The organism is Motiliproteus sediminis (assembly GCF_017912535.1).
Taxonomy (GTDB): domain Bacteria; phylum Pseudomonadota; class Gammaproteobacteria; order Pseudomonadales; family Balneatricaceae; genus Motiliproteus; species Motiliproteus sediminis.
The window spans coordinates 476,302-496,400 of record NZ_JAERQK010000002.1 but is presented as its reverse complement, the minus strand read 5'-3'; the positions used below and the strand labels follow the sequence as shown (position 1 = coordinate 496,400).

The following is a 20,099-nucleotide window of genomic DNA, read 5'->3' as shown; positions in this document are numbered from 1 at the left end:
CGTTCTTTGTCGCGTTTGACAAAGAATGACGCCGCCCGGGTGGGCGGAACAGAGGCTCTCATACCTCGCCGATAATGAGCCTTAAATCTAGAACAGCCGGCCCCGAACTAATGACCGCTCCGCGCCGAATGCAGCCATATCACCATCAAGCGCTAAACCTTCAGGGGCTGGGTCGATGGTCAGGGGGTGTCTTCTGGCGGTTTGGTATCGGCTTGCGACCTGGCGCGGCTGCGCAGCCGACCGGCGACCGCCTGTTCCACCGCGCCGGGGTCGACCGCGGCACCGGCTTCCCCGGCTTCGGCACCGCCCTCTGGCATGCGGATCCGTACCTCGGGATGGGCGAAGGTGATGCCGGCCTCCTGCAATGCATCGCGCACCTGGCGGTAGGCTTCACGCCGCAGTACCCACTGTTCGCCCGGCTTGGCAGTGAACTTCATCCGCACGATAAGCGCCGACTCCTCCACCCGCGCTACCCCCTGGGACTTCAGTGGCAGCAGCAGGTTGGGTCCCAGCTCCGGGTCTTGTTGCAGGTTCTGCCCCACCTTCTTGACGATCTTGCGCACCTTCTCGATGTCGGTTTCGTAGGGCAGACGGATCTCCAGCTTCATGGTGACCCAGTCGCGGCTGAGATTCTTGATGGTCGAGATGCTGCCGTAGGGCACCGTTTGCACCGCGCCAAGGTGGTGGCGCAGCTGCATCGAGCGCAGCGAGATCTTCTCTACCGTGCCGCGCAGGTCACCGGTTTCGATATATTCGCCGCGGCGGAAGGCATCATCGACCAGAAAGAACACCCCGGAGATCACATCCTGAACCAGCTTCTGGGCGCCGAAACCGATGGCGATACCCACTACCCCTGCACCGGCGATCAGCGGGCCGATCTCGATGCCGATGGCACTGAGTACGCTGAGCAGGGTAGTGATCACCAGCAGTGCCAGTAGCATGCTGCGCAGCAACGGCAACAGCGTTTCGGTACGCGTGCCACCGGCCCCGCCTCCTTCTCCTTCCAAGCTGGCGCCTTCACCGTTATCTTCCGGCGGCTCCGGTAGATGGCGTTCAATGCAGGAGACGATCAGCTGCCAGGCAAAGTAGGCCAGCAGCAGGATCAGCAGTGTGTCCACCACCACCGACATCAAGCGTTCGCCGCCGGCTTCGCGCAGTAACTCCACTGTCCCCAGTCCCCAGGCTTCTGCCAGTGACAGCAGCGCCACCGATACCATGATGATGCGCACTCCGCTTTGCAGCACGGTGTGCATGGCCTGGCCACGCTGGGCAAAGCTGCGGGACTGGAACCAGGGCAGCTCGGTGAGTTGGTGGATCAGGCGTGCCAGCAGCCGGTCGGCCAGCGGGAATAGCAGTGTCACCCACCAGCTCAGGCCGACTTTGTCAGCCAGGGTGTCATTACCGGCGAGGCGGTGAAAGCTCCAGAGCGTCCAGAGCAACAGCAGCCAGGCGGAGAGCAGCCAGGGCCAGCTTTGTTGCAGCAGACTGCCTGCCGGTGTGGTGGGTGTTTGTCCCCGGCTGAGCAGTTGTTCCAGTGGCCGGCGCTGGGCCCAAATCAGCATCAGTATGGCCAGCGTCAGCAGTGTGCCCACCACTACTGAATACGCGGTTACCAGTTCCGAGGGATAGGTCGATTGTCGTAACAACGCCCCTAATGCACGACCAAGCAGGTAAACGCTGGCGAAGGCAAGAATAGTGCGGTGCAGCGAACGGGCCTGTTGCGGTGGTAGCGGCACAAGCCGGATGGTGCTGTTTGCGTCTGTTGAAGGGGCGAGAATCCAGCTCGAGATCATTGCCACCAGCCGGATCAATACCGCTGTGTTCATAATGACGCTGAAATAGTTTCCGGCGGCGTGATCTTCGCCGGAGCTCAGGAATAGCAGCGACAGGGCGACATAAAACAGGGCCAGCCGAATCAGGCCGATGCCGATACCCACCAACTGGACGCACAGGCTTTCAAACCAGCTGCCGAACTGCTGGTGGCGGGCGCGCTGCCCCATGCGGTGAATGGGTATGCTGAGCAGGCGTTCGATCAGGTAGGCCAGGGTGACGGCAAACAGGGTATAGAGCAGCAGGGTAAAGCCGGAGTCAAAACGGCTGCTGTCGATGATTCGGGCGCCGATATCGGCCAGGCGTTCGTCTGCTTGCGGCCAGTGCTCTCGCAGCCGGGCGATCTGCTGGCGCAGCTGGCTGCGCGCGGCATCAAAGGAGAAAGGTGTGGCGGTTAATTGCGGTTGTTGCTGTTCGGCCAGCATGTGGTGTAACTGCTGGCGCACCTCCTTGTCGGTCATCGCCGCCAGATCGTCGGGAGTCTGGGCCGCAGAGAACGCGTAAAGGGGCAGCGCTAACAGCAGCAGAAGCAGGTAATGGCGCCATCCCTGCGCAGTGGGTGTCCGGGTCATCGCAGATCCATCAGGAGCGGGTTTCTGCTTAGTTTAGATGGCTTTGCCGCGTCCGCCCGCTCAGGCTTCGGAATCGTTCAGGTGGTGGTCGCTGTGCGGTGGCACCGGATCACTGTGGCTGCGATGGCTGTGTTCTCCGCGCGGATGAATATGCACATGAGCGTGAGTATGCTGGTGCGGGTGGCTGTGAATCACGGCATCGACCAGCGTACCCTCCTGCATCAGTGCAGCGCGGTTGGCCAGTTGCTCAATCAGGCGGCGGTCATGGGTGACCAGGATCATCGTCTGCGGCAGTGCCTGCAGGTGAGCGATCAGGCGCTGTTCCGCCTCTTGATCCAGGCCGTTGGTGGGTTCGTCCAGCAGTAGGATCTCGGGCGACATCGCCAGCACTGTGGCCAGTGCCACCAGTCGCTTCTCGCCGCCGGATAGGCGGTGGGTAACGCGCTCGGCGTAAGCGTCCAGGCCCAGGCTGGCAAGCGTATCGAGGGCGATCTGGCGCGCGTCGGCGTCAGGGTGACCGAGGTTGAGCGGCCCGAACGCGACATCTTCGATTACCGTGGGGCAGAACAACTGGTCGTCGGAGTCCTGGAACAGCAGCCCGACCCTTGCCCGCAGGCTGCGGAAGCCGGCTTCGTTGACGCGGTGCTCGCCAAAGGCATGCAGGCTGCCGGCACTGGGCCGATGCAGGCCTACGATCAGCTCCAGCAGGGTCGACTTGCCGGTGCCGTTGCCGCCCACCAGCGCCAGCCGGTCGCCGGCCATCAGACTCAGATTGACGTTGCTGAACACCGGGGTGTTACCGCGCTGGAAGGCGATCTCCCGCAGCTCAAGCAGCGGTATGGATTCGGTCATGGTTTCAGTCACGGCTTCAGTCAAGGTATGGCCCCTCCGGGCAGTGCGGTCAGCATCCCCGACTCCCACAGCCAGGGGCCGGCAGCGAGCAGGATAAACAGCAGTAACAGGCCGCTGTCGGTCAGTTGCCAGCGATTATTGTCGAGCAGGTAGAGACGGCCGTGGAAACCGCGGCATTTCATCGCCGCCAGTACCCGCTGTGAGCGCTCCATGCTGCGGACCAGCAGCATTCCTACCAGCCAGCCATAGCTGCGCCAGGTGTGGCGATCGCTGCGCGGGGTGAAGGCGCGGGCGCGCATGGCGGTGCGCAGACGGCGGTACTCGTCCAGCAGCACGAACAGGTAGCGGACGCTGAGCAAAAACAAGTGCACCAGTTTGTCCGGCAGCTTCAGGCGCCCCAGGGCGTGGCCCAGTTGCTCGGGCTCCAGCGTACCCAGCAGCGTCAGCATGCCGATCACCACCGTATTGGCACGCAGCAGAATCACCAGTGCCCGCTCTACCCCCTGTTCGCTGGCACTGAAACCGGCCAACTGGAACAGTGGATCACCGGCGACGCTGAACGGCAACATCAGTGTCAGCACCAGCATGAAACCTTCAAACGCCAGTAAGCGTTGAAATAGCAGCGACCAAGGTAGCCGCAGCAGGCCGGCCAGCAGCAGAACCAGCAGCAGTAAGGAGGCCAAAGCCAGAGGTTGGCTCAGGGACACCGCGACGAGGGCCAACCACAGCGCTGCTACAACGCGCAGGCGAGGATCGCGCTTGCGCGCCCAGGTGGGCTGGCGTTCGCTGCCGAGGCTGAGGAGCGAGTTCATGGGCGGGTTGTTCGGCGGCTGCGCCACCACAGCAGGGTGCCGGTCAGGCCGAAGATCAGACCGATGCCGCCGAGGATATCGCCCAGCCGGGCGCGTTGTTGGCTGGCCTGCAGCTCCCGCCGCAATGGTCCTACCTGGCGGGCCACGGCGCGCTCTACCAGCGCCAGCAGTTCGATATCGGTGGCGGTACTGGCAGTGGCACTGGCACTGGCATAGGTGGCGGAGCGTTCAACGCTTTCGGCGTCGAGCACGCTGCCGAGTTCGCTGGCGCCAATCAACCACTCTGCGCGATGGCCGTCGCCGCTGTCGGCGATGACGGTCAGATCGCTGTCAGGATCAACCAGACTGACGAGAGAAACGCTGAACTCTCCCTGTGTATCGGCGCTAAGACTGGTGAGGAGCCGGTCGTCGCCGCTGCGAATCTCGATGGTGGCACCGATGGCCGGGTCGCCGCCGGTAAAGTAGGCGTTGCCGTGCAGTTGCTGGCCTTCGGCGTAGGCGAACACCTTCAACAGGTGAGCTTGGGCGTTGGCGGTAATCAGCGCGAGTCCCAGCAGCGCGGTGGTTAACCGTTGCCGCCAGCGGCGGTGAGCGATGCGGTTCATAGGTGCCCCCGGTTCAACAGCTCGGGGGCCACCCGCTGGATAAACTGTAGCGTGGCGCCGGTGACAAAGGCTTCGACCAGCAGCAGTGGCAGGTAAGTGAACAAAATGACCTGGCCGGCGGGCAGGTAGTCGGGGCTGCTGAGCAGCAGTGACAGACAGAGCAGTAGTCCGGTCACAGCAACGCCCGCGGCGCCGGCGATGGCACCCCAGATAAAAGTGTTGCGGCCTTGAGTCCGGTTCAGCCGCGGTGCTATCAGCAGGCCGCAGAGCAGCGCCGGCAGGGCGATGTTGAAGGCGTTGACGCCAAGCACCAGCAACCCGCCGTAGCCGAAAAATACCGCCTGCATCAGCAGCGCCACCAGCACCGCCGGCACCGCAGCCCAGCCCAGCAGTACCCCCATCAACCCGTTCAGCAGCAGGTGTACGCTGCTGGGCCCCACCGGCACCGTCACCAGCGAAGCGACAAAAAACGCCGCCGCCAGCACCGCCGCCTGGGGCAGCCGCTCGTAGTCGAGCTTTCGGGTGGCGTAGCCGACCGCCAGCGCGGTGGCCAGCGCGCCGCCCACCAGCACCGGGGCGGAGAGTACGCCGTCAGGAATATGCGCCATCGGCGGTTACCTCATATCCCGGGTATAAACCCAGATCAGACCGCCCAGCTCCACCGGTACCGGCTTGCCGGCGGGGTTGACCATGGGTTGTTCGGCCTCGACCAGCGCGGCGAAGCCCCACCAGCCGGCTCGCGGCATCACGTAACTGAACACCCCGTTGGCGTCGGCGCGGATTACCTGGGTCAGGTAGCTGTCGTTGGGGGGCGTCAGCGAGCCGTCGTTGCGCCACTCCACCTCCACCTCGGCAAAGGGCACCGGTTGGCCCTGCTGTTTGACGATGCCCTGGAACAGGTTGCCGCTCCAGAGGCCGAAGGGGCGGGTCAGCGGCTCGATCTCCACCGGCATACCGGCATCTCGCTGCCAGCCCTGCTGGTAGTCATAGGCGTCGACGATCACCTTGGTGTAGTGAATGATCATCTTGCCCTCGCCCGGCTCCCAGTAAGGGGCCGGTTCGAGATAGAACAGGTAGTTGCCGGGGCGGGTGACCGGGTAGCTGGCGCGGTAGGCGTTCTGGCCATCCACCATCTGCGGTTGCAGGGTGTCGAGCAGATTCTGGTCGCCCTGGGGGCCGAGCACCCCAAAACGCTGCGGCGTGCCCATCGCCATCGCTGGGCCGCCGGCCATCGGATGGGTGAAGGTCAGCGTCAGCTCGATCCGGCGTGAGTCTCTGGCAGAGAGCACGTCGCTGGAGGGGATTAGTTCCTGAAAGTGAGCCTGAGCGCTCGGTGTGGCCATCAAGCACAGCAGCAGGCGGATCAGCGGGCGCATGGCGGACTCCGGTTAAAAAACGAGCGCCAATAATACTATTTGAAAAATCGTAATACCATGCGTCGTTTGACGCATAAGGCGACAGCAGAGTGGACCCTGCTCAGGTCTGCGGCTTGATATGAGTGTGCTCGGGGGCGGCGTTCCCGTGACTGTGGCGTTCGTCCGCCACCTCCACCGGAATCAGGCTAAGGTGGCCGTGGCGCACCCCCGCCTGGGCGATGATGCCGTCGGCGAATTCGCGCACCTGCCCGGTTGGCCCCTTGACCACCACCGCCTCCAGACAGTTGTCGTGATCCAGGTGCACGTGCAGGGTCGATATCGCCACGTGGTGGTGATGATGGTGGGCGTTGGTGAGCCGCCGTGCCAGTTCGCGTTCATGGTGATTGAACACGTAACTGAGGGTGCCGATGCAATGCCCGTCGGCGGCCTGATCGGTGCGCTCTGCTTCCAGCTTGTCGCGAATCAGGTCGCGAATCGCCTCGGAGCGGTTGCGGTAGCCGCGGGCCTGTAAAAACTGTTCAAACTGGGCGACCAGATCCTGATCGAGGGAGACGGAGATACGTTCCAGCGCCATGGTGCGACTGCCTTTGTAACGGTGTTTGCGGACGTCAAGCTTGCCTCGAACTCGCTACGGGATGCAACGTCCATGGCTGTCAGCTAAAATTCACATGACATATACGTTTTGGCGTATATATTGTTAGCCACGTACCGCAACCTTGCTTGGTGACGACCGCGATGCTGGACCCCTTGCCCTTCTTCAAAGCCCTGGCCGATGAAACCCGGCTACGCATCGTGCTGCTGTTGCAGGACCAGGGTGAGCTCTGCGTGTGCGAGATCGTTCACGCGCTGGAGCTGTCGCAGCCCAAGGTGTCTCGGCACCTCTCCCAGCTGCGCAGCGCCGGCGTGCTTAGTGATCGTCGTCAGGGGCAATGGATCTTTTACGCCGTCGATCGCCACCTGCCCGCCTGGGCGGAAGCGATGCTCGGTAATGCGGCGGTGGCGGCAACCGCATGGCTGGACAATGATCGGGCGCGGCTGTTGCGTATGGGGGATCGCCCCCAGCGCCAGGCTGCCTGCTGTTAAGGACAACAGGAGAATAACGATGGGACTGTTTGAACGTTGGTTATCGCTGTGGGTGGCGCTCTGCATTATCGTCGGAGTATCGGTGGGTAATACCTTTCCGGCACTGTTTGGCTGGGTAGCCGGGGTTGAGGTGGCTCACGTCAATCTGGTAGTGGCGCTGTTCATTTGGGTGATGATCTACCCGATGATGATCCAGATCGACTTCGCCGCCGTGCGTGGCGTCGGCAAGCGCCCCAAGGGGCTGCTGCTGACCCTGACGGTGAACTGGCTGATCAAGCCCTTCACCATGGCGGCGCTGGGGTGGCTGTTCTTTCGGGTGCTGTTCGCCGGTTGGGTGGATCCGCAAAGCGCCGGCGAGTATATCGCCGGCATGATTCTGCTGGGTGTGGCGCCCTGTACCGCGATGGTGTTTGTCTGGAGCCAGCTGACCAAGGGTGATCCCAACTACACCCTGGTGCAGGTGTCGGTGAACGACCTCATCATGGTGTTCGCCTTTGCTCCCATCGCCGCGCTGCTGCTGGGGATCAGTGAGATCGCGGTGCCCTGGCAGACCCTGTTGCTGTCGACCGTGCTGTACGTGGTGTTGCCGCTGATCGCCGGGGTGGTGACCCGCTGGCGCTTGCGGCGTAGTGGCGGTGATACTGCCGTGGGTGATTTTGTCGCCCGGCTCAAGCCCTGGTCGGTGGTCGGCTTGCTGGCCACGGTGGTGCTGCTGTTCGGTTTTCAGGCCCACACCATTCTCACCCAACCCTACACCATTGGCCTGATCGCTATCCCCTTGCTGCTGCAGACCTATGGCATATTCGCGCTGGCGTATATCTGGGCGCGCCGTTGGCGCTTGCCCCATAACATCGCCGCGCCGGCCTGCTTGATCGGTACCTCCAACTTTTTCGAGCTGGCGGTGGCGGTGGCGATTTCGCTGTTCGGGCTGCACTCCGGTGCGGCGCTGGCGACCGTCGTGGGGGTGTTGGTGGAAGTGCCGGTGATGCTGTCGCTGGTGGCCTTTGTGAATCGCACCCGGCACTGGTTTCCGGCAGCAGAAAACAGCAGCGCTGATGTTTCCGAGGGCCATCGCCCCGCGGTAGAGAGTTAGGAGCTTTAGATGAGTACAGAGAAAACCATGCGGGTTGGTATCAATGGCTTGGGAAGGATGGGGCGGCTGGCGCTGCGGGCGGCTTGGGGCTGGCCGGAGCTGGAGTTCGTGCAGGTCAACGACCCCGGTGGTGACGCGGCCACCTTCGCCCACCTGCTTAACTTCGATTCGGTGCACGGGCGCTGGCAGCATGAGGCCGGTGCCGATGATCAGGCGCTGATCATCGAGGGCAAGCGACTGGCGTTCAGCGCCAACAGCAGCATCGCCGCCACCGACTGGTCTGGCTGCGATCTGGTGATCGAGGCCAGCGGCCGCTTTCGCCGCAGCGAGCAGCTGCAGGGCTACCTTCAGCAGGGGGTCAAGCGGGTGGTGGTGACCGCGCCGGTCAAGGAGCCGGGGGTGCTTAACCTGGTGATGGGGGTGAACGATCAGCTCTACGATCCGGCCCGGTATCCCATTGTCACGGCGGCCTCTTGTACCACCAACTGCCTGGCGCCGATGGTGAAAGTGCTGCATGAAACGATCGGCATCAAGCACGGTGCCTTCACCACCATTCATGACATCACCAACACCCAGAGCATTCTCGATCAGCCGCACAAGGATCTGCGCCGTGCACGAGCCTGCGGCATGAGCCTGATTCCTACTACCACCGGGTCGGCCACCGCGATCATGGAGATCTACCCCGAGCTCAGGGGGCGACTCGACGGCCATGCGGTGCGGGTGCCGCTAGCCAACGCGTCGATCACTGACGCCCAGTTCGAACTGCAGCGTGAAACCAGCATCGACGAAGTTAACGGGCTGTTTCAGCAGGCCGCCACTGGGGCGCTGGCAGGTATCTTCGGCTACGACGAGCGGCCGCTGGTCTCGATCGACTACCGCAGCGATATCCGCAGCGGGGTGCTGGACGGCTCCTTTACCCGGGTGGTCAACGGCACGCTGGTGAAACTCTACGCCTGGTACGACAACGAGATGGGCTACGCCAACCGCACCGTGGAGTTGGCGCGCAAGCTGGTGCTGGCCGAGCGCTGAGTCGATGACGCAGGATACTGCAGCGATGCGCCAGTACGCGCTGGTCACCGGCAACTACTGGACCTTTACCCTTACCGACGGTGCGCTGCGGATGCTGGTGGTGCTCTATTTCCACCAGCTCGGTTACGCGCCGCTGGCGATTGCGCTGCTTTTTCTGTTCTACGAGTTCTTCGGTGTGGTCACCAATCTGGTGGGGGGCTGGCTGGGAGCGCGAATCGGCCTCAACCGCACCATGAACATCGGCCTGGCGCTGCAGGTGATGGCGCTCGGTATGTTGGCGGCGCCGGCGGAGTGGCTCAACGTCCCCTACGTGATGGCGGCGCAGGCGCTGTCGGGGATCGCCAAAGACCTCAACAAGATGAGCGCCAAGAGCAGCGTAAAATTGCTGGCTGGCAGCGGCGGTGAATCATGGCTGTATCGCTGGGTGGCATTGCTGACCGGCTCCAAGAATGCGCTCAAAGGGGTGGGCTTCTTTGTCGGTGGTGCGCTGTTAGCCAGCGTTGGTTTTCAAAACTCGATGCTGGCGATGGCTGCGGTGCTGGTGCTGATTCTGGGCGGCAGCCTGTTGTGGCTGCAGCGTGATCTGGGTATCGCCACTAAGAAGGCGAAGTTTCGCGATATCTTCTCTAAGAGCCGCGCCATCAACCAGTTGTCGGCGGCGCGACTGTTTCTGTTCGGCGCCCGCGATATCTGGTTCGTGGTCGCGCTGCCGGTATTCATGAGCGAGGCACTGGGTTGGTCGCACCTGCAGGTGGGGAGCTTTATGGCCTGCTGGGTGATCGGCTACGGGCTGGTGCAGAGCATCGCTCCGGCGCTGACTGGCAAGCGCGCCGCTCATCCGCCGGACGGTGGTTCCGCCTTGCGCTGGGCGCTGGCGCTGATGCTGGTGCCGACGGCGATCGCGTTGGGGCTGGATCGGGTGCCCACCGAGCCGCTGCTGGTGGGGGGATTGCTGCTGTTTGGAGTAGTGTTCGCACTTAATTCGGCGCTGCACTCCTACCTGATCTTGTCTTATGCCTCGGCCGACGGGGTATCCCTCGACGTTGGCTTCTATTACATGGCCAACGCCGCCGGTCGGCTGTTGGGCACGCTGCTCAGCGGCTGGCTCTACCAGCAGTGGGGGTTGGCAGCCTGTCTGTGGGGATCGGCGTTGATGCTGCTGCTGACGGTGGGTATATCCACTGCGCTGCCGCGGCTGAAGCCTCTGCCGCAGGCAGAAAAAAGCCCTCACTAGGAGGGCTGATCGTTGCGCTGTAGAAACTCTTACAGGGCGTCGGGGCCGGTTTCGCCGGTGCGGATGCGGATCACCTGTTCCAGCGCAGTGACGAAGATCTTGCCGTCGCCGATCTTGCCGGTGCCGGCAGATTTGGTGATCGCCTCGATAACCTGATCGACCATGCTGTCGTCCACGGCGGCTTCGACCTTTACCTTGGGCAAAAAGTCGACCACGTATTCGGCTCCCCGATAGAGCTCGGTGTGGCCCTTCTGACGGCCGAAACCTTTTACTTCGGTCACGGTGATGCCCTGGATACCGATTTCGGACAGCGCTTCACGCACATCGTCGAGCTTGAAGGGTTTGATGACGGCACTGACCAGTTTCATTGGCTATCTCCCAGATTCAAAAGCGGAATTGCCGCAGCCGTCTATGGGCTGAGGTGATAAAAACGGTCCCCAGTATACTCCATTTGCGCGGGTGCGCCATTAGGGTGCACAAAAAGTGTGCAGTTTTGGTGGTTCTGGTAGCAAGAGGTGCTAGCAGTCCAGCAAGTGCAGGCGATGAGTGCGCGTCGTGACCTCAATGGCGTATGCGGCGCCGGGTGTTGGGCACGACCGGATTCGGCGCGTAGCGGTCATTGACTTGGCTCGCTTGGCGAAGTGTTCAAAGCTCTTTTCCGCGTTGCATGCCCGCCTCTGTTCCGCCCACCCGGGCGGGTTACTTTTTATCAGTCGTGACAAAAAGTAACCAAAAAGCACTCGCCCACGAAAGTCGCCCTGCGGGACCTGCGCGCTGATGCCACTGGAGGGGCACAACAGAATGGCCCTCCCTGGCCATACTGTTGCGGCGGCGGCCATCCCGGCCTTGCCCCTGACGGGCTGAAACCCTCAAGTGACACCAGTGCTCGTCGACTTTCTAACGGGCCCTGGGTGCCAGCCGCACCTATGTCACCTATGTAACCTAAGTCCCTTTATTCGCTGGATATAAATCCCAAACCTTCCGGCAGCTCCACCTTCCCCCTTTTACGCAGCCGGAGCAGGGTGCGAAGAATCCGATTAAGGCCCGCAAGGGGCGAGCGCTGGATGCGCGAAGCGGCGGCAGTATGGCCAGGGACGGCCATTCTGACGATCCCCGGATTGTTCGTGCCCTGCGCAGGGAATCGGCGCAGCCGACAAGTAAGTGGGGCGCTTTTTCTTTGCTTCGGTTTCTTTTGCGCGGGCAAAAGAAATGAAGGCGCCCGAGTGGGCGCAACGAGAGGTATCGGAGCGCACAGCAAGGAGATTTAAACGCCCTAGAACAGCCTTCCAAGTATGTCCGCTCCGCGCCGTTTGGCGCCACTCCCGCCTGATCCGCCAACAAACACAAAAAAGGGCGCCCGTTTTACGGGGCGCCCAAGTTTCACTGAGGTCAGGACTTCCAGTGAATCGTGTAGTTGTTGGTGTTCCTTGTGCTTAGCCCTTGTTGAACTCGGGGTAAGCTTCCATACCGCACTCAGCGATATCGACACCTTCGTACTCTTCCTCTTCGCTGACGCGGATACCCATGACCGCTTTCAGCACGCCCCAGACAACCAGGCTGGTTACGAATACCCAGGCGAAGATGGTCAGCGCACCGATGATCTGGCCGCTGAAGGTGGAACCGTCGTTAGTAACCGGTACCAGCAGCAGACCCAGCAGACCACAAGTACCGTGTACCGAGATGGCACCGACCGGATCGTCGATCTTCAGCTTGTCCAGCGTGATGATAGAGAACACGACCAGCACACCGCCGATGGCGCCGAACAGGGTGGCCTGCAGGGCAGTCGGAGTAGACGGCTCGGCGGTGATGGCCACCAGACCGGCCAGCGCGCCGTTCAGCAGCATGGTGAGGTCAGCCTTGCCGAACAGGATGCGGGCGGTGATCAGTGCGGCAACCGCACCACCGGCTGCAGCAGCGTTAGTGTTCAGGAACACCATGGCGACAGAGTGTGCGTTGGCGATATCGCCCAGCTTCAGGACCGAACCGCCGTTGAAACCGAACCAGCCCATCCACAGGATAAAGGTACCCAGCGTAGCCAGCGGCAGGTTGGCGCCGGGGATGGCGTTGATCGCACCGTTGGCTCCGTACTTGCCTTTACGAGCGCCCAGCAGCAGAACACCAGCCAGGGCAGCAGCGGCACCGGCCATGTGAACGATACCGGAACCGGCAAAGTCAGAGAAGCCGAGGTCGCCCAGCGTGTACATGCCGAAGACGGAACCGCCGCCCCAGGTCCAGTTACCTTCCATCGGGTAGATAACACCGGTCATCACTACGGCGAAGGCCAGGAATGCCCACAGCTTCATACGCTCTGCAACCGCTCCGGAGACGATGGACATGGCAGTCGCCACGAACACCACCTGGAAGAAGAAGTCGGATGCGCCAGAGTAGATAGAGCCGCCTTCAAAGCCGTCTTCACGGCCAGCGAAGTCGCTCAGTACTGCTGCGGTATCGACCTCGCCCATGCCGGACAGGAAGATCTCGCCGCCGTACATCAGCGCGTAACCACACACCATGTACATGATGCAGGAGATGGCGAACAGTGCCACGTTTTTAGTCAGAATTTCAGTGGTGTTTTTGGAGCGGACCAGGCCCGCTTCCAGCATGGCGAAGCCTGCCGCCATCCACATGACCAGCGCGCCGCACACCAGGAAATAGAAGGTGTCCATCGCGTACTGCAGGTGAAAGATATTGTTTTCCATGATTTGCCCTCCGATGACACCCGGGTGGGGTGCCAGGTTTGCTCTTACTCGAATTAGGTTCGCGTGTTACAGCGCGCTGTCGCCGGTTTCACCGGTACGAATACGGATCGCCTGCTCGATGCTGGTGACGAAGATCTTGCCGTCACCGATCTTGCCGGTATTGGCGGTCTTGCTGATGCTCTCGATCACCTGATCGACGATGTCGTCACTGACTGCCGCTTCCAGCTTGACCTTCGGCAGGAAGTCAACGACATACTCGGCGCCGCGATACAGTTCGGTATGGCCCTTCTGACGGCCAAAACCCTTAACTTCGGTGACGGTGATACCCTGCACGCCAATTTCTGACAGCGCTTCGCGTACGTCGTCCAGTTTGAAAGGCTTAATCACAGCCGAAATCAGTTTCATGTTCATTCTCCCCAGTTTTAAGTCGCCGGTGCCGCCTGTACTTGATGGTGCACATTGGCTGGCGTCCGTTGCTTGGGTCATAGCAGGGGCTGTGCCATGTTTTGCATAGTTGCTAAAAAACAAAGAGTTGTGTGTTTTTGGTGCCATTGTCTCGCTGGTATTGTTGCGCTGCGGCATCATGATGCAGCACAAAAAACAGGCAGGCGCACCCCTGCCGCACTAAAACGGGGCACAAAAAGGGTTCTTCCGTTTACCGGGTGCCGGGTGGCCTTGCGACGGTGCGTGTTAGACTGCGGTGGTTGGCCCGATAGATCAGTGAGAGAACAGCCCATGATTAGCCATAAATTGCTTGAAACCCTGAATCAACAGTTCACCCAACTGGTTGGTGAGGGACCGCAGAAAACTCAGGAGGAGATCCGTCGCAGCGTTAATCTGATTCTGCAGGGAGCGTTGTCGCGACTGGATCTGGTGACTCGAGAGGAGTTCGACACCCAGTCGGAAGTTCTGATGCGCACCCGCCAGCTGGTCGAGCAGTTGGACGCGCGGCTGGCTGAGCTGGAAAGCGCTGACCATGACACGCCGGAGCGCGGAGGAACGAGCTAAACTTTGCGCTAGACGCTTCTGCTGCGGCTTGAGGAGAATAATAACAATGCGCAGACTCCGTACGCTGGTGATCGGCTTTTTACTGTCTTTTGCCTTGCCCGCTAACGCCGAGGGGTTGCCGCCCCCGGACGGGCGGGTTCTGCTGGTAGTAAAGGGCGCCATCGCATACACCAATGCCAGCGGCGAGGCACACTTTGATCGCGCCATGCTGGATAACCTGCCGCAGCATGGCATGACCACCGCAACGCCCTGGACCGAGGGTAAACAGCGGTTTGAAGGCCCCTTGCTAGCCGATCTGCTGCAAGCGGTGGGGGCTCAGGGCAGCGAGCTGGAGCTGACTGCTTTGAACGATTACCACGCCACGCTCCACTGGGGCGAGGTGTCGCGTTATCCCCTTGTTCTGGTGATGAGAATCAACGGTCGCTCGATTTCGGTGCGCCAGAGAGGCCCAATCTGGCTGCTTTATCCGATGACCGATTACCCCGAACTCAATACGCCCTACCACCATAGCGCCATGGTCTGGCAGCTCAATGGCATCGAGGTCCGTGAGTGAACTGGCTGCGCTACGGCTTGCTGATTTTGCTGGTGATGGTGTTTTCGGCCAGCGCGGTGGTTAATGGCCTGCGTCATGTCAGCGATATGCGGCAGTTGATTACCCTGCAGAAAACCGGAGCCTGGGCCATTTCGGAGCTGGATCGCTCCGTACGCGATTTTACCTATCAGCTGGAGCTGGCGGGTGGGGGGCAGCGCGATCACAGTCAGTTAATGCTGAGTTACGATCTGCTCTGGAGCCGGCTACAGATGATTCAGGTGGGGGATGACACCCGGGAGGTGCGCGATATGCCCACCGCCACCGAGGTGATTCTGGCTCTGGAGCTGGCGATGCGCGCCCATGAAAGCGCGGTGTTGACCTTGCGACCGGGCGATCAGCGTACCGCCAATACTGTTCTGCAGTCGTTTGTACCGGTGCGCGAAGCGGTGCATCGGTTATCGGTGGATGTGTTCAACCGCCAGAGTGCGCCGGCGCGGCAGGTGGTTATTGCGGGCATGGCACCGCCGTTCGCGCTGTCCTTGCTGGGCTTGCTGATCAGTGGGATTGCGCTGTTGCTGCTGTTCCTTCGTGAAGGCATGCGGCGCAAGCGTCAGGCGCTGGAAGACGAGCTGACCGGCATTCCTAACCGGCGCCATTTTGCCCAGCTGCTGCAGCAAGTGGGTGCGCGAAGCCAACGCGACGGTGCGCGGGTGGCCCTGCTTTTGGTTGATATCAATGAATTCAAGGCGATCAATGACTCCATCGGGCACCATCTCGGTGATAGCTTGTTGCAACATATTGCCGAGCGTTTGCGTGCGGCGGTTCGTCAGGGTGAGGTGATCGCTCGCGTTGGCGGTGATGAGTTCGCGGTTATCCAGGAGGGGCTGGGCTCCTTCGAGGAAGCATCGATGCTGGCGCGGCGAATCATCGAGTTCCTGACCCGTCCGGTGATGCTCGACGGTCATGAAATCTTCGTTAGCATCAGCATGGGGGTAAGCTTCTACCCCGATGATGGTGAAGATATTAGCCGGGTATTGGCCTGCGCCGGCACCGCCATGGTGCTCGCCAAGCAGGATGCGGGTAACAGTTACCGGCTGTTTGAAGCCGAGATGAACGCCGCAGCGCAGCGGCGCAAACAGCTGTCTGAAGACCTGCGCGGTGCGATCTCTGCCAGCGAGCTGATGCTTTACTTCCAGCCAGTGGTCAACCTGCGTAATGGGCGGGTGACCGGCGTTGAGGCGCTGTTGCGCTGGCATCATCCGGAGCTGGGGTTTATCCCCCCGCCGGAGATAGTCTCCATTGCCGAGCAATATGGACTGGCCCAGGGACTCAACGAATGGGTGTTGCGTGAGGCGTGCCGCCAGAATCGCTGCTGGCAGCTGGAGGGGCTGGCGCCGATGCGGGTGTGGGTTAATATCTCACCGGCGATGTATACCCAGCATGATCTGGTGGCCTCGGTGGTTCAGGCCCTGGCCGAATCAGGCCTGGATGCCCAGTGGCTGGGCATTGAGGTGACCGAGGATACCACCATGCGGGATATCGAAACCTCGCCCGGCATTCTGCGCGACCTGCAGGAGCTCGGTATCCTGCTGGCGCTTGACGACTTCGGTACCGGCTACTCGTCGCTGAGCCATCTGAAGCGCCTGCCGATCAGTCGCCTCAAGATCGATCGCTCGTTCGTTAACGATCTGAATAACGAGCCCTGTGACATGCGCTTTGTCCAGACCCTGTTGAGTCTGGCCAAGCAGCTGGACATGGAGGTCGTTGCCGAGGGGATCGAAAACCAGCGTCAACTGCGGGCCTTGATCAGCGAACGCTGTGCCTGTGGGCAGGGATATCTATTCGCGCGCCCGCTGCCGGCGGCGGAGCTGGAACAGTTGCTGCGGGACGGCAGTATCGGCAAACCGCTGCAGCTTTGTGTATCTTTACCTGACGATTCAACCATGGATGCCGACTCACCATCTTCAGGGAGCGAAGATGAACCTAGCTATCATTCACAGCCGGGCACAGCTCGGCATTGACGCGCCTGCCGTCACCGTCGAAGTTCACCTCACCAACGGCCTGCCCGGATTATCCATCGTGGGCTTGCCGGAAACCGCGGTCAAAGAGGCCAAAGATCGGGTGCGCAGCGCGCTGATCAACGCCGGCTTCGATTACCCCGCCCGCCGCATTACCGTTAACCTGGCCCCCGCCGATCTTCCCAAAGAGGGCGGGCGATACGACCTTGCCATCGCCCTGGGCATACTGTCCGCGTCGGGGCAGTTAGCCGGAGTTGAGCTGGACAGCTATGAAGTGGTGGCTGAGCTGGCATTGTCCGGTGCTCTGCGCCCGGTGCCGGGGGTGTTGTCAGCGGCAATCAGCGCCCGCGGGGCCGGGCGCACCCTGCTGGTGCCAGTGGCCAACGTGCAGGAGGCGTTGCGGGTTGAAGATGTGAGGGTACGTGGCGCGGATCACCTGCTCGATGTTTGCGCCCATCTCTGTGGCGAGAAGCCCCTGCCGGAGCCGGTCCTCCGTCCGCCGCAAGCACCGCTCAACGGCTCTGCCGACCTGAGCGAGGTGCGCGGCCAGTATCAGGCCAAGCGTGCCCTGGAAGTGGCAGCAGCCGGTGGTCACAGCCTGCTTTTTGTTGGCCCTCCCGGCAGCGGCAAGACCATGCTGGCCAGTCGTCTGTCCGGACTGATGCCGCCGCTGACCAACGCGGAGCAGCTTGAGGTGGCCGCGCTGCAATCGGTGTCTCAAGGCGGGTTCGATCCGGGTGGTTGGGGTGAGCGGCCGTTTCGGGCGCCGCATCACACCGCGTCGGGCGTGGCGCTGGTGGGGGGAGGAAGTTCGCCCAAGCCGGGGGAGATCTCGCTGGCCCATGCCGGGGTGCTGTTTCTTGACGAGTTACCGGAGTTTGACCGAAAAGTGCTGGAGGTGTTGCGCGAACCGCTGGAGTCGGGCGAGATCTGTATCAGCCGCGCCAGTCGTCAGGTGACCTATCCGGCGCGCTTTCAACTGATTGCCGCGATGAACCCCTGTCCCTGCGGCTACTACGGTGACAGCTCCGGGCGCTGCGGTTGCAATCTGGAGCAGGTCAAACGCTACCAGAGCAAAATCTCCGGGCCGCTACTTGATCGCCTCGATCTGCACGTGGAGGTGGGTGCACTGGCCGGGGACGAACTGACCAACCCGAAGCCGGAGGGGGAATGCTCCGCGGATGTGCGTCAGCGGGTGTTGGCCGCACGGGAGCGCCAACGGCGCCGGCGCGGTAAGGTCAACGCCAGGCTGAGCCCAGCCGAGCTGGATCAGGATTGCACCCTGGATACGGCAAATCGGAGCTTGATGGCGAGCGCCTTGACACGGCTGGGGCTGTCAGCGCGGGCTTATCACCGGGTGTTGCGGGTGGCTCGCACGCTGGCTGATCTGCGCGGCAGCGAGATGGTTGAACGGGCCGATCTGCTGGAGTCCTTGGGTTACCGTTCGCAGGAACGAGCCTCATTCAGGCACTGAGCATACTGGTTGTCGAAGTTGCACAGTTGCTCGAACGCCAGTGGCGGCGAAAAGTAGTAGCCCTGAAGCTGGTCGCATTGATTGTTGCGCAGAAAGGAGACCTGAGCCGGGGTTTCCGCCCCTTCGGCGATGACGTCCTTACGCAGGTTGTGCGCCAGATTGATGATGGCGCGCACGATCTCAGCGTCTTCGGGGTTGTCAGCCACACCCTGCACGAAGCTGCGGTCGATCTTGAGAGTGCTGATGGGCAGTTTCTGCAGGTGGGCGAACGAGGAGAACCCGGTGCCAAAATCATCCAGTGAAAAGGTCACTCCGAGCTGGCTCAGTTCACGAATGCAGTGGCTCACATGGCGCTCGTTGAGCATCATTGCGGTTTCGGTCAGCTCGAACTCCAGGCGCCGCGGATCGATGCCGCTGCGCTCTACCAGTCGCCGGATGGTGGGTACCAGCGTTTCGTCCTGGAACTGCCGGAACGACAGGTTGACGCCGATACGCTCTAGTCTGACGCCCTGCCGGTCCAGACGCTTGAGATCTTCGCAGGCCTGGTAAACCACCCAGTAACCTATCGGCACCACTAGACCGGTCTTCTCCGCCAGCGGAATGAATTCGCCCGGGAACAGCAGTCCGCGTTCCGGGTGTTGCCAGCGGATCAGGGCTTCGGCGCCGATCAGGCGGCCGCTGCGCAGGTTGATGCGTGGTTGGTAGTGGAGCCGGAACTGGCCGTTACGCAGGGCCTGGAACAGCTCCGGTTCCAACGCAATCTGGTTGGCCGCTTCGACATCAAGCCCGTCGCTGTAGAAGCGGTGCGAGCAGCCGCGCTCCTTCTTGGCCAGATGCATGGCCGTGCCTGCCTGACGCAGCAGTTCATCCAGATCGTTGCCGGTATCCGGAAAGATGGCGCAGCCCATGCTGCAGCCGAGAATTATATTGCGCCCTTCGTGTTGATAGGGGCGTGTCAAGCGTTCGTTGAGTCGCTCGATCAGCGCGGTGAGATCCTGTTCGGCGTGGCGCGATACCAGCGAGATGGTGAACTGGTCTTCGCTCAGGCGCGCCAGCTGCTGCCCGGGTTCCAAGGCACTGCGCAAGCGGGTGACGGCTTCCAGAATGGCTTGATCGCCCAGCCGTTGTCCCAGCGAATTATGAACCCGCTTCAAACCATCGAGATTGGCCACCAGCAGGCCGAGCTGTTGATGACTGGCGCGGGCGTGTTCGAGCCGGCGGATCAGGCTGCGGTAAAAGTGCTGCCGTGATGGAATACCGGTGAGTTCGTCGTAATCCAGCAGGCGGCGAATGCGGCCCTCCCTCAGCTGCAGATCCTGCGCATAACGAATGGAGCGCAGCAGCGTCGGCAGGTCAATGGTTGGCAGGGCCAGATAATCCGATGCGCCGGCGGCCACCAGCTTGCGCTCGTCGGCGGTCTGGAGCGGTGGGCCATAGAGAATCAGGGGGAGCGCCAGACCGAACTGGCTGGCCAGGCGAAGGTAGTCCCGATGGCTGTTCTGTGACAGGCCGTGGGAGAGAAACACCAGATCGGTACGACTGTCGCGTGCGTGGATCAGCGCGTCCCGGACGCTGCTGCGGTGATCGATGCGGTAGTGTTGGCCAGCCTGCTGGCGCAACAGCTGGTCGAAGAGCTGGCTCGCATGGCGGTCCGTATCGACCACCAGGATAGCGACTTCCCCTTGCGCTTCGTCACTTCGAATCGACTGCATCCGATCTTACTGCTGAACAGGTTACGGCCAACATCCTGCGTATCCGAACCTGCTGTTAACTTCGCAGACGCAATCAATGCATCCACACGCATTTTTTAATAAGTACTTTAGATTTATGCTGTAATCAACTGATTATTATTATTTTCACACGTTGATTTGTTCGGTCAGAA

General features: G+C 61.6%; 19 protein-coding genes. 8 read left to right on the top strand and 11 right to left on the bottom strand.

Features of this window, described 5'->3' with window-relative positions:
- Positions 1–179 precede the first annotated feature (179 nt).
- The 7 genes from JJQ76_RS06850 to nikR form a co-directional block, all read right to left on the bottom strand.
- Positions 180–2,402: a mechanosensitive ion channel family protein gene (locus JJQ76_RS06850; protein ID WP_210395966.1), complete on the bottom strand. Its 2,223-nt coding sequence runs from the start codon at positions 2,400–2,402 to the stop codon at positions 180–182.
- A 60-nt stretch (positions 2,403–2,462) separates the two neighbouring features.
- A complete protein-coding gene (locus JJQ76_RS06845; RefSeq protein ID WP_246480342.1) occupies positions 2,463–3,278 on the bottom strand; it encodes an energy-coupling factor ABC transporter ATP-binding protein in 816 nt (271 codons plus the stop codon).
- A complete protein-coding gene (gene cbiQ, locus JJQ76_RS06840) occupies positions 3,275–4,066 on the bottom strand; it encodes a cobalt ECF transporter T component CbiQ (RefSeq protein WP_210395965.1) in 792 nt (263 codons plus the stop codon). The genes JJQ76_RS06845 and cbiQ overlap by 4 nt, the downstream gene beginning before the upstream one ends.
- Positions 4,063–4,671, bottom strand: coding sequence for an Ig-like domain-containing protein (locus JJQ76_RS06835; protein ID WP_210395964.1), 609 nt, complete (start codon positions 4,669–4,671; stop codon positions 4,063–4,065). Before JJQ76_RS06835 ends, cbiQ begins: the two co-directional genes overlap by 4 nt.
- Complete coding sequence (gene cbiM / locus JJQ76_RS06830; protein ID WP_210395963.1) at positions 4,668–5,279, bottom strand: cobalt transporter CbiM; 612 nt, start codon at positions 5,277–5,279, stop codon at positions 4,668–4,670. The genes JJQ76_RS06835 and cbiM overlap by 4 nt, the downstream gene beginning before the upstream one ends.
- 6 nt (positions 5,280–5,285) lie before the next feature.
- Positions 5,286–6,047 (bottom strand): DUF4198 domain-containing protein, encoded by a 762-nt coding sequence (locus JJQ76_RS06825; RefSeq protein ID WP_210395962.1) that lies wholly within the window; start codon positions 6,045–6,047, stop codon positions 5,286–5,288.
- Between the two features lie 100 nt (positions 6,048–6,147).
- Positions 6,148–6,621: a nickel-responsive transcriptional regulator NikR gene (gene nikR / locus JJQ76_RS06820; RefSeq protein ID WP_246480335.1), complete on the bottom strand. Its 474-nt coding sequence runs from the start codon at positions 6,619–6,621 to the stop codon at positions 6,148–6,150.
- A 161-nt stretch (positions 6,622–6,782) separates the two neighbouring features.
- On the opposite strand from nikR, the gene JJQ76_RS06815 reads away from it, so the two are divergent.
- The 4 genes from JJQ76_RS06815 to arsJ are packed head-to-tail and all read left to right on the top strand — an operon-like array spanning position 6,783 to position 10,486.
- On the top strand, positions 6,783–7,130 hold the full coding sequence (locus JJQ76_RS06815) for a metalloregulator ArsR/SmtB family transcription factor (RefSeq protein WP_210395961.1): 348 nt from the start codon (positions 6,783–6,785) through the stop codon (positions 7,128–7,130).
- A 19-nt stretch (positions 7,131–7,149) separates the two neighbouring features.
- Complete coding sequence (gene arsB / locus JJQ76_RS06810) at positions 7,150–8,223, top strand: ACR3 family arsenite efflux transporter (RefSeq protein WP_210395960.1); 1,074 nt, start codon at positions 7,150–7,152, stop codon at positions 8,221–8,223.
- Positions 8,224–8,232: 9 nt separating this feature from the next.
- Positions 8,233–9,252, top strand: coding sequence for an ArsJ-associated glyceraldehyde-3-phosphate dehydrogenase (locus JJQ76_RS06805; RefSeq protein WP_210395959.1), 1,020 nt, complete (start codon positions 8,233–8,235; stop codon positions 9,250–9,252).
- A 4-nt stretch (positions 9,253–9,256) separates the two neighbouring features.
- Complete coding sequence (arsJ, locus tag JJQ76_RS06800; protein WP_210395958.1) at positions 9,257–10,486, top strand: organoarsenical effux MFS transporter ArsJ; 1,230 nt, start codon at positions 9,257–9,259, stop codon at positions 10,484–10,486.
- 29 nt (positions 10,487–10,515) lie between these two features.
- Here the strand turns inward: arsJ and glnK (JJQ76_RS06795) are convergent, their stop codons facing one another.
- The 3 genes from glnK (JJQ76_RS06795) to glnK (JJQ76_RS06785) form a co-directional block, all read right to left on the bottom strand.
- Complete coding sequence (gene glnK, locus JJQ76_RS06795; protein ID WP_210395957.1) at positions 10,516–10,854, bottom strand: P-II family nitrogen regulator; 339 nt, start codon at positions 10,852–10,854, stop codon at positions 10,516–10,518.
- A 1,065-nt stretch (positions 10,855–11,919) separates the two neighbouring features.
- Positions 11,920–13,185, bottom strand: a complete 1,266-nt coding sequence (locus tag JJQ76_RS06790; RefSeq protein WP_210395956.1) for an ammonium transporter — start codon at positions 13,183–13,185, stop codon at positions 11,920–11,922.
- 66 nt (positions 13,186–13,251) lie between these two features.
- On the bottom strand, positions 13,252–13,590 hold the full coding sequence (gene glnK, locus JJQ76_RS06785; RefSeq protein ID WP_210395955.1) for a P-II family nitrogen regulator: 339 nt from the start codon (positions 13,588–13,590) through the stop codon (positions 13,252–13,254).
- Between the two features lie 330 nt (positions 13,591–13,920).
- On the opposite strand from glnK (JJQ76_RS06785), the gene JJQ76_RS06780 reads away from it, so the two are divergent.
- The 4 genes from JJQ76_RS06780 to JJQ76_RS06765 are packed head-to-tail and all read left to right on the top strand — an operon-like array spanning position 13,921 to position 18,217.
- Complete coding sequence (locus JJQ76_RS06780) at positions 13,921–14,193, top strand: accessory factor UbiK family protein (protein WP_210395954.1); 273 nt, start codon at positions 13,921–13,923, stop codon at positions 14,191–14,193.
- 46 nt (positions 14,194–14,239) lie between these two features.
- Positions 14,240–14,746, top strand: coding sequence for a putative pterin-binding protein (locus tag JJQ76_RS06775; RefSeq protein ID WP_210395953.1), 507 nt, complete (start codon positions 14,240–14,242; stop codon positions 14,744–14,746).
- A complete protein-coding gene (locus tag JJQ76_RS06770; RefSeq protein ID WP_210395952.1) occupies positions 14,743–16,746 on the top strand; it encodes a putative bifunctional diguanylate cyclase/phosphodiesterase in 2,004 nt (667 codons plus the stop codon). The genes JJQ76_RS06775 and JJQ76_RS06770 overlap by 4 nt, the downstream gene beginning before the upstream one ends.
- Positions 16,703–18,217, top strand: a complete 1,515-nt coding sequence (locus JJQ76_RS06765; RefSeq protein ID WP_210395951.1) for a YifB family Mg chelatase-like AAA ATPase — start codon at positions 16,703–16,705, stop codon at positions 18,215–18,217. The genes JJQ76_RS06770 and JJQ76_RS06765 overlap by 44 nt, the downstream gene beginning before the upstream one ends.
- Here the strand turns inward: JJQ76_RS06765 and JJQ76_RS06760 are convergent.
- Positions 18,181–19,929: a putative bifunctional diguanylate cyclase/phosphodiesterase gene (locus JJQ76_RS06760; protein ID WP_210395950.1), complete on the bottom strand. Its 1,749-nt coding sequence runs from the start codon at positions 19,927–19,929 to the stop codon at positions 18,181–18,183. The two genes, JJQ76_RS06765 and JJQ76_RS06760, sit on opposite strands and share 37 nt — an antisense overlap.
- Positions 19,930–20,099 lie beyond the last annotated feature (170 nt).

What these genes read in the sequence shown, in the direction of transcription:
- JJQ76_RS06765 (WP_210395951.1), top strand. Translation starts at nt 16,703, where the DNA reads ATGAACCTAGCTATCATTCACAGCCGGGCACAGCTCGGCATTGACGCG.
- JJQ76_RS06805 (WP_210395959.1), top strand. Translation starts at nt 8,233, where the DNA reads ATGAGTACAGAGAAAACCATGCGGGTTGGTATCAATGGCTTGGGAAGG.
- JJQ76_RS06790 (WP_210395956.1), bottom strand. Translation starts at nt 13,185, where the DNA reads ATGGAAAACAATATCTTTCACCTGCAGTACGCGATGGACACCTTCTAT.
- JJQ76_RS06775 (WP_210395953.1), top strand. Translation starts at nt 14,240, where the DNA reads ATGCGCAGACTCCGTACGCTGGTGATCGGCTTTTTACTGTCTTTTGCC.
- glnK (WP_210395955.1), bottom strand. Translation starts at nt 13,590, where the DNA reads ATGAAACTGATTTCGGCTGTGATTAAGCCTTTCAAACTGGACGACGTA.
- JJQ76_RS06760 (WP_210395950.1), bottom strand. Translation starts at nt 19,929, where the DNA reads ATGCAGTCGATTCGAAGTGACGAAGCGCAAGGGGAAGTCGCTATCCTG.
- nikR (WP_246480335.1), bottom strand. Translation starts at nt 6,621, where the DNA reads ATGGCGCTGGAACGTATCTCCGTCTCCCTCGATCAGGATCTGGTCGCC.
- arsB (WP_210395960.1), top strand. Translation starts at nt 7,150, where the DNA reads ATGGGACTGTTTGAACGTTGGTTATCGCTGTGGGTGGCGCTCTGCATT.
- JJQ76_RS06850 (WP_210395966.1), bottom strand. Translation starts at nt 2,402, where the DNA reads ATGACCCGGACACCCACTGCGCAGGGATGGCGCCATTACCTGCTTCTG.
- arsJ (WP_210395958.1), top strand. Translation starts at nt 9,257, where the DNA reads ATGACGCAGGATACTGCAGCGATGCGCCAGTACGCGCTGGTCACCGGC.
- JJQ76_RS06815 (WP_210395961.1), top strand. Translation starts at nt 6,783, where the DNA reads ATGCTGGACCCCTTGCCCTTCTTCAAAGCCCTGGCCGATGAAACCCGG.
- JJQ76_RS06825 (WP_210395962.1), bottom strand. Translation starts at nt 6,047, where the DNA reads ATGCGCCCGCTGATCCGCCTGCTGCTGTGCTTGATGGCCACACCGAGC.
- JJQ76_RS06835 (WP_210395964.1), bottom strand. Translation starts at nt 4,671, where the DNA reads ATGAACCGCATCGCTCACCGCCGCTGGCGGCAACGGTTAACCACCGCG.
- JJQ76_RS06780 (WP_210395954.1), top strand. Translation starts at nt 13,921, where the DNA reads ATGATTAGCCATAAATTGCTTGAAACCCTGAATCAACAGTTCACCCAA.
- cbiQ (WP_210395965.1), bottom strand. Translation starts at nt 4,066, where the DNA reads ATGAACTCGCTCCTCAGCCTCGGCAGCGAACGCCAGCCCACCTGGGCG.
- cbiM (WP_210395963.1), bottom strand. Translation starts at nt 5,279, where the DNA reads ATGGCGCATATTCCTGACGGCGTACTCTCCGCCCCGGTGCTGGTGGGC.
- glnK (WP_210395957.1), bottom strand. Translation starts at nt 10,854, where the DNA reads ATGAAACTGGTCAGTGCCGTCATCAAACCCTTCAAGCTCGACGATGTG.